General features: G+C 51.1%; 13 protein-coding genes. All 13 read left to right on the forward strand.

Features of this window, described 5'->3' with window-relative positions:
• A partial coding sequence (infC, locus tag LLG96_14390; protein ID MCE5251398.1) for a translation initiation factor IF-3 occupies positions 1 to 261 on the forward strand: 261 nt, incomplete at its 5' end.
• A gap of 461 nt (positions 262 to 722) precedes the next feature.
• Positions 723 to 914 carry a 50S ribosomal protein L35 gene (gene rpmI / locus LLG96_14395; protein ID MCE5251399.1) on the forward strand — a complete coding sequence of 64 codons (192 nt, stop codon included), beginning with the start codon at positions 723 to 725 and terminating at the stop codon, positions 912 to 914.
• An 11-nt stretch (positions 915 to 925) separates the two neighbouring features.
• The gene (gene rplT, locus LLG96_14400) at positions 926 to 1,282 is read left to right on the forward strand and encodes a 50S ribosomal protein L20 (GenBank protein MCE5251400.1); all 357 of its coding nucleotides are present in this window, start codon (positions 926 to 928) and stop codon (positions 1,280 to 1,282) included.
• Between the two features lie 245 nt (positions 1,283 to 1,527).
• On the forward strand, positions 1,528 to 1,803 hold the full coding sequence (locus tag LLG96_14405) for a hypothetical protein (GenBank protein ID MCE5251401.1): 276 nt from the start codon (positions 1,528 to 1,530) through the stop codon (positions 1,801 to 1,803).
• A 192-nt stretch (positions 1,804 to 1,995) separates the two neighbouring features.
• Entirely contained in the window at positions 1,996 to 2,253 is a 258-nt protein-coding gene (locus LLG96_14410; protein MCE5251402.1) for a cell division protein ZapA, read from the forward strand.
• Between the two features lie 160 nt (positions 2,254 to 2,413).
• On the forward strand, positions 2,414 to 3,985 hold the full coding sequence (rny, locus tag LLG96_14415) for a ribonuclease Y (GenBank protein ID MCE5251403.1): 1,572 nt from the start codon (positions 2,414 to 2,416) through the stop codon (positions 3,983 to 3,985).
• Positions 3,986 to 4,219: 234 nt separating this feature from the next.
• A complete protein-coding gene (locus LLG96_14420; GenBank protein ID MCE5251404.1) occupies positions 4,220 to 5,008 on the forward strand; it encodes a TIGR00282 family metallophosphoesterase in 789 nt (262 codons plus the stop codon).
• Between the two features lie 7 nt (positions 5,009 to 5,015).
• Positions 5,016 to 6,227, forward strand: a complete 1,212-nt coding sequence (gene xseA, locus LLG96_14425; GenBank protein MCE5251405.1) for an exodeoxyribonuclease VII large subunit — start codon at positions 5,016 to 5,018, stop codon at positions 6,225 to 6,227.
• A gap of 100 nt (positions 6,228 to 6,327) precedes the next feature.
• Entirely contained in the window at positions 6,328 to 6,540 is a 213-nt protein-coding gene (gene xseB / locus LLG96_14430) for an exodeoxyribonuclease VII small subunit (GenBank protein MCE5251406.1), read from the forward strand.
• Entirely contained in the window at positions 6,537 to 7,403 is an 867-nt protein-coding gene (locus LLG96_14435; GenBank protein MCE5251407.1) for a polyprenyl synthetase family protein, read from the forward strand. Before xseB ends, LLG96_14435 begins: the two co-directional genes overlap by 4 nt.
• 324 nt (positions 7,404 to 7,727) lie before the next feature.
• Positions 7,728 to 9,602, forward strand: coding sequence for a 1-deoxy-D-xylulose-5-phosphate synthase (gene dxs, locus LLG96_14440; protein MCE5251408.1), 1,875 nt, complete (start codon positions 7,728 to 7,730; stop codon positions 9,600 to 9,602).
• Positions 9,599 to 10,453 carry an NAD(+)/NADH kinase gene (locus LLG96_14445; GenBank protein ID MCE5251409.1) on the forward strand — a complete coding sequence of 285 codons (855 nt, stop codon included), beginning with the start codon at positions 9,599 to 9,601 and terminating at the stop codon, positions 10,451 to 10,453. The genes dxs and LLG96_14445 overlap by 4 nt, the downstream gene beginning before the upstream one ends.
• Positions 10,446 to 12,143, forward strand: a complete 1,698-nt coding sequence (gene recN / locus LLG96_14450) for a DNA repair protein RecN (GenBank protein ID MCE5251410.1) — start codon at positions 10,446 to 10,448, stop codon at positions 12,141 to 12,143. The genes LLG96_14445 and recN overlap by 8 nt, the downstream gene beginning before the upstream one ends.
• The last annotated feature ends 230 nt before the right edge of the window (positions 12,144 to 12,373 follow it).

A 12,373-nucleotide genomic window follows, 5' to 3' on the forward strand; every position in this document is an offset into this window, starting at 1 on the left:
GTTCATGTGAAGGAAATCAAGATGCGGTCAGAAATTTCCGATCATGATTTTGATTTTAAAATGAAGCATGCGTTCGAGTTTTTAGAGCGGGGGGACAAAGTAAAGTTTACCCTTGTATTCAGGGGGCGTGAATCACTCCACAAAGATATCGGACAGGCCGTTTTATTGAAGGCCAGGGAAATTCTCACCGAGCATGCGGTTATTGAAGCCGATATCAGGGATGAAGGCCGCAACATGACCATGATTGTTGCGCCCAAGTAGCATATAATGCTCACTTCGGATACGGTTTAAAAACGATGATTCCCATCGGGAGCTCAAATCCGGTTTATGCCGTCATGGTATATGTTGAATCGGGAGTTGCCTGGCGGATAATCATTCCGATACTGATTACTCCCGAATGCTGTCGGATACCGTGATTATTCATGGCATGTGAAAACTGATATGGTGCCGTGAAACAGACGGTGTTTTAAGGATTATTTGTGAGTGTTTTACCCTTGAATAACGGTTCGTGTACCGGAATATGGGACATACTGATTGAAACGATAAACCTGACGCTGAGTTAGGATACTGCAGTGAATACGAACCTGCAGGATGGGTTATACATGAAAATTTTACCATGCCGGACAGGGGAATATAATGATGCATTTTACCCGGAATGGCATGGGTGCGATACGCGGATATATTGTAAATAAAAAAAGATTATATGTGAAAGGAATGGTTATATGCCAAAGATGAAATCAAGCAGGTCTGCAGCGAAGCGGTTTAAATTGACCGGTTCGGGGCGTGTAAAACGGCATAAGGCTTTTGCAAGTCATATACTGAAGAAAAAATCGACCAAGCGGAAACGTAATTACCGCCGCGCCGGATATCTGACTTCGGCGGATGAAAAACGAATCAAAGAGATGATCCTTTAAGGAGGTAATAGATGCCGAGAGTATCAATGAGTGTTGCTTCGCGCAAGCGGAGGAAAAAAATATTAAAGATGGCCAAGGGATTCAGGGGTGGACGATCGAAACTGCTCAAGACCGCCAGCGAATCCGTCGACCGTGCTCTGGTATATGCATACAGGGGCCGTAAAGAGCGGAAACGTGACTTCCGGACCCTCTGGATTGCCAGAATAAATTCAGCAACCCGTGAAAACGGCGTCCAGTATTCTGTTTTTATAAATGCATTGCAGAAGAGCGGAATCAAGCTGAACCGTAAGATACTGGCTGACCTCGCAGTACGTGATGCCGCGGTGTTCAAGGCGGTTCTTGATACGGCGATGGAGGCTGTCCGGTAATTTTTGCGGTATGTGGTTGTTTCCGGTGTTCCGGAAAGCACAAGACCCCTCATGACAGAACAATGAAAAAAAGTGTGAGGGGTCATGTTGTTTTGTGCCGTAAGGTTTTCCTTGACATTATTCATGCAATATCTTACAATATAAGTAAATATATATATCACCCGGAAATGGGTTGGAGTATAAAGATTTATATAGACGGTAATTTTCAGGGTTATTTTCGTTATGAACCGTGAGTGCGGGCAGGTATGAATACTGTTGATAAACTCGAGCGTTCTGTTCATGCATTCATTGAGGTTCACGAGAGTATTCTTACGGAAAAAAAGAAGGCCGCCGATGAAGCGGATCGCGCGCGCCTGGAATTGAAAAATGCTCAGGAGATAATTGAGGATTTACAAAAGACTGTCAGCGAACTTGAAAAAGAACATCAACGGTATTCCGATATTGACGACAGGAAAAATCAGATAAAAGAACAGATACAATTAATAATAACCAAACTTAACAAGTATAATAATATAGATTAAATCACGAACGTGTAGGTCAAGAAGCTGCAAACGGTTATGTGGCGTTAATTTGGTATATTGGGTATGGTATATCAACGGATAAATTTAAGGTGCATGGCTATAATGGGTACCGGTTAAACAACATGACCGTTACGCTCTTTACATCAACTTTCGGTGATGACACAACCGTATAGAACGACGTTAGTGACAATTATGGGGGATCAGTACCCCATAAAAAGCGATGCTGATGCTGAGTATCTGCGGAAACTGGCGAAGTATGTTGAAGAAAAGATACAGGCTGTTTCTTCCAAGAGCAAACTCCCGCAGCAGTTGAAAACCGAGGTATTGGCTGCTCTCCTGATTGCCGATGAGTTATTTTCGGAAAAGGAGAAAAACGCCAGAACCGAGGAGCGACTTCAGCAGGTGTTGTCCGTGCTTGAGGAGAGACTTCATAAAGAGCGTAATGATTAATCAACCGGCATAAGACCGTACACATAATAACTGTTTGAAACGTAACCACCGTTCGTGATTCTATAAGTTCCCATGAAAGGACTTTTTTGGAATCAACAGGTGGTTTTTTTATTGTATACTAATGACATGTCAGCTTTTTGAAGTATAAGGGGGAACACGTATGACTGAAATAACATCGATGATTGTTGTATTCGTATTACTGGTTGCCGCGCTCGGATTTTTCATTCTCGGATGGATAGCGGCCAATAAAGTGAATCATGCAAAAATGCGCAGCGCAGAGGCATATGCCAGGAATATCACCGAGGACGCGGAACGCGAGGCCGATAATATCAAAAAGGCCGCGGTGCTCGATGCGAAAGATGAATGGTACCGTGAACGGTCGAAATTTGAAAAGGATACCCGCGAAGCCCGTCAGGATATCGAACGGCTCCAGCAGGAGCTCCATGACCGTGAGCGAAAACTCGATAAAAAGGTCGATATTCTCAATGCAAAGGAGCGCAATATCCTCATCAAGGAGCGTGAAAACGCCGCGAAGGAAAAAGCGCTTCGGGTAAAGACGGATCAATTGAATCAGCTCATCGCCGAGCAGAATGAAAAGCTCGAGCGCATCTCCGGCATGACCTCGGAAGAGGCCAAGGAACAGCTTCTGGCGAATCTCGAAAAAGAGGCGAAGATACATGCCGCCAAGATTGCCAAGGATATCCGTGACAAAGCCATCCGTGAGGCAGACCGCGAGTCGAAGGAAATAATCGTCGGGGCCATTCAGCGTTGCGCCGCGGAACATACGGTTGAATCTTCGGTGTCAGTGGTTCCGCTGCCCAATGATGAGATGAAGGGACGGATTATCGGACGTGAAGGCCGTAACATCAGGTCGTTTGAAACTGCCACCGGTGTCGATGTCATCGTTGATGACACACCGGAAGCGGTTATTCTCTGCGGGTTCGACCGCATACGGCGCGAAATAGCACGGCGTGCGCTGGAACGGCTCGTGACGGATGGCCGTATTCATCCCGCCCGTATCGAGGAAGTTGTGGAGAAAGCCCGCACCGAGGTCGAAGCATCGTTTGTCGAGCTCGGAGAGAACGCCTCGATAGAAGCAAAAGTGCATAATCTCCATCCGAAGCTCATCGAGTATCTGGGGAGACTCAATTACCGGACGAGTTACGGGCAGAATGTGCTTCAGCATTCCATCGAGGTGGCGATTTTCGCCGGTCTCATGGCAACGGAGTTAGGGCTCGATGTCCAGGCTGCGCGGCGGGCCGGTCTGCTCCATGATATCGGCAAGGCGCTCGACCACGAGATGGAAGGAACGCATACCGAAATCGGTCTCATGCTCGCCCGTAAATATAACGAGAGCGAGATGATTCTGGATGCCATTGCATCGCTCCACGAGGATCAGGAACCGCGGTTCCTTATCTCATCTATCGTACAGGCGGCGGATACCGTTTCCTGCGCCCGCCCCGGCGCACGGCGCGAGGACCTCGAATCGTATATCAAACGTCTCGAACGTCTCGAAGAGCTGGCCGATTCATTCGACGGGGTCGAGAAGACCTATGCCATCCAGGCAGGCCGTGAGATCAGGGTGATGGTCAATACCGATCTGATCGACGATGCTCATGCGGACCAGCTTTCATACGATATTGCCGAAAAAATCGAAAAAGACCTCGATTATCCCGGGCAGATCAAGGTTACCGTTATTCGGGAGATGCGCGCTGTCCAGTATGCCCGATAGGAGGGTGGTTCATAAGATTTAATGGAACGTGGATTAACGCGGATCGGACTGATTAACGCGGATTTATTATTACAATTAATCATTTTTTATGCGAACGATTAATAATTACTAACAATAGAATAAATAATCATTTATGTCAATTTATGACTTTGTGGTGAAAAATTTTATGAACAATCCGTGCTGGCAGCTTATATCAAAAGACGGTGTTTTTCATAAGTTTTTTTAGGAGGATTATTGAAAATACTTTTTGTCGGCGATATCTTCGGAAAACCCGGTAAATACGCGGCATCGGTATTCATTCCGAAGATTGTCGGGGAACGCGGTGTCGATCTTTGCATAGCCAACGGTGAGAATGCCGCCGGAGGATTCGGCATCACCGATAATATAGCCCAGAAGATGTTCAGCTACGGAATCGATGTCATTACCTCCGGCAATCATATCTGGGATCGTGCGGAAGCCCATCAGATTCTCGAACGCGAATCGGTGCGTCTGCTCAGACCCGCGAATTATCCCCCGAAAGTGCCGGGGAAAGGGTATACGGTAGTCGAGACGAAGAACGGGATAAAGGTGGGAGTTCTGAACCTCCAGGGCCGGATATTCATGTCGCCGATTGACTGTCCCTTCCGCGCCGCCGATGATATTCTGGAGAACCTGCGCCTGAAGACAAAGGTAATTATCGTTGATTTTCATGCCGAAGCGACATCGGAAAAGATGGCGCTCGGATGGTATCTCGATGGCAGAGTGAGCGCGGTGCTCGGCACCCACACTCATGTGATGACCGCCGATGAGCGTATACTTCCCAAGGGAACGGCGTTTATTTCCGATGTGGGCATGACCGGTCCGCATAATTCCATAATTGGTGTGAAAATCGAGCAGTCGCTTCCGAGAATTTTACGTCAGATTCCGACCCGGTTTTCCCCCGCCGAGGATGGTATCATGTTTTCCGCGGTCCTTGTGGAAATAAATGAAAAAACAGGGGGCGCGCTCATGATCGAACGTATTTTCGAGCATGCCGATGAGTGAGGGGAGCATGACCGGCGAACGGGAGCTCTATTCGAAGCGTCTGACCATAACCGAGCTCACGCGGATCATCAAAATGCTCCTTGAGGAAAGCATCCCGACAATCAAGGTGGAAGGCGAGGTATCGAATTATGTCCACCATGCATCGGGGCACCGGTATTTTACCCTCAAGGATGAAAACTGCCAGATAAAGTGTGTCATGTTCAAGTGGCAGGCGGTTAACATCGATTTTGCGCCCGGGGAAGGCATGAAGGTCGAAGCGCTCGGGAATGTGACGGTATATGAGCGCGGCGGACAGTATCAGTTCAATGTCATACGGCTCATGCCCCTTGGACGCGGCGAGCTGCTGGCCCGCATGGAGGAACTCAAAAAGAAACTTGCCGCCGAAGGCCTGTTTGACAATAATCGTCCTCTTCCACTCTATCCGGCTACAGTCGGGGTGGTTACATCGCCAACCGGAGCGGCAATCCGTGACATTATCACGGTCATGAGGAGGAGAGCGCCTCATGTCAGGATAATCCTGAGGCCGGCGCTCGTCCAGGGCGAGGGAGCGGCTGCGGATATCGCCCAGGGAATCGGTGACCTCAACGGGCGGACGGATGTCGAGGTCATTATTGTCGGCAGAGGCGGAGGCTCTATAGAAGACCTGTGGTGTTTCAACGAGGAAACCGTGGCGCGGGCGATAGCCGGGTCGAGGATTCCCGTGGTTTCGGCAGTCGGCCATGAGATCGATTTCACCATTGCAGATTTTGCCGCGGATGTACGAGCTCCGACACCGTCCGCCGCAGCCGAGATTGTGGTAAGGAATACGGCCGAGGTAAAGCAGGAGATTGCATACGCGGTTTCAAGGCTCCGTCAGGGAGTACTCGGAAAACTGGATGACCTGACTGCCCGTGTTTCATATGTACGGAAAGGATTGAGCGCCGACCGGTTTATCGATATGCTTTCGATGAAAAGCCAGACAGTCGATGAGATGACCATGAGGATGAAAGGCGCTTTGACCCTCGGTCTGGCCCGGCGCGAAACCGCTCTTGAACGGCTGAAAAGCACCATTACCGCTATGAATCCCCGGGCGGTGCTCACACGGGGATACTCCATCGTTTACCTGAAGCGTGACGAGAGGGTCGTGAACGACCGTTCGATGGTTAAGCCCGGTGACGGGATAACTGTCGAGCTTGCCCGCGGTCGTCTCGATGCAACGGTAGAGGGAACCTATGACTGACAGAAAAAAGAAGAACATACCCGGACAGGAAGATATTTTCGGCCAGAATGAGACACCGGAAACAGCGACAGAAGAACAACCCGACAGCGCTTCGTTCGAGATGCTGCTGAAACGGCTCGAAGAGATCGTGAACACCATGGAAAGCGGCGGGCTCAGCCTCGATGAGTCACTGAAGCTCTATGAAGAGGGAGTCAAAAAAGCCGACAAACTCACCGCAATGCTCGCTGAAGCCCGTAACAGGGTCATGAAACTCGTCGGTGACAAGAACGGCGGGGCGGTACTCGAATCCTTTGAAGAGGAAGACATATCGTGAGCCCCGAAGACTTTCTCGCGATTCAGAAGGATCGTGTAAACACATATCTCGACAGGTATCTTCTGCCCGAGACAGCGGAGCCGGTAAGCATTCACAAGGCTATCAGGTACAGCGTGTTTTCGGGCGGAAAACGTTTCAGAGCCGGTTTGTGCATTGCGGCCTGCGAGGCATTCGGCGGAGATTCGGAACGGGCGCTTCCCGTCGCATCGGGTATCGAGCTCATCCATACCTATTCACTCATACACGACGATCTCCCGTGCATGGATGATGACGATCTCCGGAGAGGAAAACCGACACTCCATCGGGTGTTCGGGGAAAATATAGCCGTGCTTGCCGGTGATGCGCTCAATGCCCTGGCGTTTCACCTTATATCGCTTGCCGAGGACTGCCGTCTCATCCGGATTCTGGCCGATGCAATCGGAACGGAAGGAATGATCGGAGGTCAGGTTGCCGATGTGGAGGCGGAAGGACACCCCAATATCGGCAGGGATGATGTGCATTTCATCCATACACACAAGACGGCTGCGCTTATCAGGGCCAGTCTCCAGATGGGAGCGATAACCGCGGGGGCCCCCGAGGAACAGATTGCCGTAACGGGTGAATTCGGCTCGCTGATCGGTCTTGCTTTCCAGATCGTTGACGATATATTGGACATCGAGAGTTCGGACGAGGTGCTCGGCAAGGATGTCGGGTCCGACCAGCAGCAGGACAAGGCAACCTATCCGAAAGTGTTCGGCCTCGATAGTTCGAAGGAAATTGCCCGCACGATGATCGATGATTCCTGTGGGGTGCTTACCCGTCTCGATGGTGAGCGGGAGATACTTGACGGTCTTGCCCGGTTCGTAATCAGCAGAGTGTATTGAAAAAAGGGACAGAGGGACAAAGAGATAAATGTTAGCCGGGAGTATTCATGAAAAATATTCAACCACGAAGCCACGAAGACACAAATATATGTAACATATTATTTATACTATCATTAGCAATTATTAAACGCAAATACCTGAAAAGATATAAAAAACAAATCCGCGAAAATCCGTGTTCTATTTGAATTTAAAAATAGATCGGATTAGGGAAATGTAGATAGAAATCTGTCTTTTATCGTCTTTTAAAACGACTTTTATAAAAAAATCATATATAAACGTTAACCCGGAAACCTTGAATAATCAATCTTTTAAAAAAGAAATTCCATGAAACGGATTATTGATACGATCAACAGTCCCCGGGACCTGAGACGGCTTTCCATTGCCGAGCTCGAAAAACTTGCGGAAGAAATACGCATGGAAATCTGCAATGTTGTTTCGCATAACGGCGGTCATCTGGCGCCGAGTCTGGGTGTTGTGGAATTAACCATAGCGCTCCATGCGAGCCTGAACTGCCCCGAGGATAAAATTGTCTGGGATGTGGGACATCAGTGTTATACTCATAAAATACTAACCGGCCGCCGCGAAGCTTTCCCGACTCTCCGTATCGAGGGCGGGATTTCCGGATTTCCGAGCATATTCGAAAGCGAATCGGATGCTTTTGGAACAGGGCACGCGGCCACTGCCATATCGTCGGCGCTCGGGCTTGCCGCGGCGCGCGATCTCAAGGGAGTACATGAAAAGATCGTTGCGGTGGTCGGCGATGGAGCAATGACCGGCGGACTTACATTCGAGGGTCTCAACAACGCCGGTGCCTCACGCCGTGATATCATTGTCGTCCTCAACGACAACAAGATGTCGATTTCGCCGAATGTGGGAGCGCTTTCAAAATACCTGACCGATGTCATATCGGCAAAACCGTATAACAAGCTCAAGAAGGATATATGGGAGCTGACCGGGTTTATTCCGCGCATCGGCAAGCCCGTCCGCGTCGTTTTGAACCGTATGGAGCGGAGCCTCAAGAATCTCATCGTTCCGGGAGTCTGGTTCGAGAGCCTCGGCTTCCGCTATTTCGGCCCGGTGGACGGACACAATATCGGCCATCTCATGCAGGTTCTTTCGCAGATCAAGGAGCTCAAAGGTCCGCTGCTTCTTCATGTGTATACCACAAAGGGCAAGGGATACTGTTTCGCCGAGCAGGACGCCACCCGTTTTCACGGTATCTCGGCGTTTGAAAAAGAAACCGGGAAGCTCAAGTCGAAATCCGACCGTCCGAGTTATTCGGAAATTTTCGGAGATGCGCTTACGGAGCTTGCGCACAAACAGGAGAATATCTGCGCTGTCACGGCGGCGATGAGCGAGTCCACCGGCCTGGGACCGTTTGCGCAGAAATTCCCGGATCGCTTTTTTGATGTCGGAATTGCCGAGGGACATGCGGTAACATTTGCCGCAGGGCTTGCACGGTCAGGCATGAAGCCGGTTGTGGCGATCTATTCGTCATTTCTCCAGCGGTCTTACGACAACATTGTTCACGATGTCGCCCTTCAGAAACTGCCGGTGGTTTTCTGTCTCGACCGCGCGGGATTTGTCGGTGAAGACGGCCCCACGCATAACGGGCTTTTCGATTACTCCTTTACGCGCCATATACCGAACCTCGTGGTAATGGCTCCCATGGACGAGAACGAGCTGAGGGATATGCTCTCTTTCGCGGTAAAATACTATGATGGTCCCGTTTCCATCCGTTATCCCCGCGGCTCAGGCACCGCCAGGACACTGCTCAAATCGTTCAGGCCCCTGGAACCTGGCAAAGCCGAGGTTCTTTTCGAGGGGAAAGATGCTGCCGTCCTTGCCATCGGAGAGACTGTCACACCTTCACTCGAAGCCGCGAAGATACTGGCTGACGAAGGAATCAAAGTGACCGTGGTCAACATGCGCTTTGTGCAGCCGCTCGATACCGGCCTGCTCGACAGTATCGCCGAAAAAGGGAAACCCATAATCACGGTCGAGGAGAATGTTCTTGCGGGAGGTTTCGGTTCCGCTGTTCTTGAATATTATGCGCTTAAGGGTGTTCGTCCGCATATAACGATGATCGGTGTTCCAACCGAATTCGCCGGACAGGCGTCCCGGAAAAGGCTTATCCACCGTTACGGTCTCGATACTCCTTCTATCGCCGAAACCATACGGAAGGCTGTCAGGTCATGAAAGTCGCCATTGTGGCAAATATCCGTAAAGAAGGTATCAGGACACTTATCCCCGCCTTCATCGACCAGCTCGGTGCCGAGGGTATCGATGCGGTTCTCGACGAGGAAATTCATGGAATCATCGATGACCGTTATTCATACCGCCCGGTGGGTACTCTCTTTGACGGTGTCGGTTTAATCATATCGTTCGGCGGCGACGGAACCATTCTCCAGACGGCGAAGCTTTCTGCCGGTACGGGAATACCGATACTCGGCGTGAATCTCGGAAAGGTCGGTTTTCTTGCCGAAATCTCACCGGATGAAATAAGCGCCGTTCCCCCGATGATAAAAAACGGTGAATACGAAATTCTGAGCCGCATGGCCTTTTACGCCGAAACGAGCTGCGGTAACCGGTATTTTGCGCTCAACGATGTTGTCGTCGACCGTAACGCGGACACGAGAATTCTCGGTCTCTCCATCTCGGTCGACGGTATCTTTGCCGGAGAGTTGAACGCCGACGGGCTTATCGTGTCCACCCCAACCGGCTCCACGGCTCATTCGATGGCTGCCGGCGGGCCGATTGTCATGCCCGACTGTTCGGTTTTTGTCCTGACGCCGATATGCCCCCATTCGCTGACCATCCGGCCCATGATTATCGAGGGTTCGCGCGAGATAGCTCTCGGCATCACGGAAGGATGCGGGCGGATGGCGGTGGACGGCCAGAGCTTTGTCGATGTCCCGACGGGTTATACCGTGAAAATCAAACGGGCTGAAGAACCGGTCCGGATCGCCCGTTTCAGGAATAAAACCTATTTTGATATTCTCCACACACGGCTGAGGTGGGGCGTCAGCCTCAAGTTGAAGAATGCTTGAATCCCTGACAATTCGGAATTATGCAATTATTGCAGAAATGACCGTACAGTTTCCCGGCGGTCTCACCGTAATCACCGGAGAAACCGGCGCCGGGAAATCCATTGTCATCGATGCGCTCGAACTCGTGCTCGGAGCGCGGGCATCCGCAGAGATGATCAGAGCCGGCTCCGATGAGCTCGAAGTATCCGGCGTCTTCACCCATGACGCTTCTATCCGCGACGAGGAGTTTCCCATCGGAGAGGACGATGATGTCCTCATTCTTCGCCGCGAGGTTCGGGCAGACGGTTCGAGCAGGTGTTTTGTCAATGACCAGCCGGTTACCCTGAAGTCGCTCAAAAAACTCGGCGACCGTCTCGTCGATCTCCACGGCCAGCACGATCACCAGTCCCTTCTGATGGTTACTGACCATGTGCGGTTTCTGGACGGCTATGGCGGACTTGGGGAACGTGCTGAGGCGGTCGGTCGTCTCTTTCATGAATATGTCACCGTCCGCGCTTCCATCGCCCGGATGAAGGAGCGTATCGAAAACTCGCGCCGTGACAGGGATCTTTACCGTTTTCAGTCCGATGAGATCGACAATGCGAACATTCTGCCGAACGAGGACGAGGAACTCGAACAGTCCATCCGTCGCCTGTCACGCGCGACCGAGTTGAAAGAACTCGGATGGCGTGCTTTCCAGGTGTTGTCAGATGCCGAAGGTTCGGTGGAGGAGGTTCTCGGCAGTCTTGCGGGAAGCGTGGGGGAGCTGGCGCAGTCGGATTCCGGTCTTGCCCCGCTGGCGGAGCGTATGGAGGAGCTTACCGGTGGGGTGTCCGAGCTTGCGGGGGATTTCCGGCGGTATGCTGATGCGATAGAGGACGATCCGGCAACGCTTGCCGAAATTGAGGAGCGTCTTGCCTTTATCGAGCGGCTCAAGAAAAAATACGGCCCGCGACTCGATGATGTATTCGCCTTCCGTGAAAAAATCGGCAAAGAGACTGTCGAAATCGAGGAGCTCGAGCATGAACTCAAAGCCCTCGAAAGCACACTCGGCACAGTCGGGCCGAATCTGTTCCGCTGCGCCCGCGAGCTTTCCGCGAAACGGAGAAAAGCCTCGCCCGAGCTTGCCCGTGAGGTTGAAGCACACCTCGCCGAGCTTGGCATGTCAGGAGCCAAGCTTGTCATCGAGATCGGAAAAAACGAAGGTGGTATCGAGCTTGCGTTCGAAGGAGCACAGATCACGGTGGGAAAAGAAGGAGCGGATCGGGTCGAATTCATGTTTTCCGCCAATCCCGGCGTTCCGCCCCGGCCGCTCGTAAAGATCGCTTCGGGCGGCGAAGTGTCACGGGTGATGCTTGCGCTCAAACTCGCCCTCTCGTCGGTGGACAGTGTCCCCACCATGGTTTTCGACGAGATCGATGTGGGGGTATCGGGGCGGGTCGCCGAAGCTGTCGGCAACAAGCTTCTCAAGCTTTCCGGGAAACGCCAGGTTGTGGTGATAACCCACCTGCCGCAGATTGCCGGAAAAACCGTGAGCCATTTTTCTGCACGCAAGACGGTCGAAAAGGGTATGACACAGGCTTCTCTCGTTGCACTCGACGAGAATATGCGGCAGAAGGAGCTCGCGGCCATGCTTTCGGGGGAGAAACTCACCGATACCGCTCTTGCACATGCCCGTGAACTGATGAAAAAGCCCGGGAATGACGGTTGATAATTTCTGAACAGTGCTGTTAATATGATTTATTCACAAGATTCAATAGAACGCGGATTTTCGCGGATTATTTTTAAAAGTATGAACTTATAACTGTCCGGTTAAATACTGAGCACCTTTTGTTTGCAGTAGGACATGATAGTGCTCCTACTAATTACGGGAACTCACCCCGCGTATAACACTTTGATAATACAGATGTTGGTGGCGCCTCCCCTCTCTTGAGGCAAGAG

It is taken from the genome of bacterium (assembly GCA_021372535.1).
Taxonomy (GTDB): domain Bacteria; phylum Latescibacterota; class Latescibacteria; order Latescibacterales; family Latescibacteraceae; genus JAFGMP01.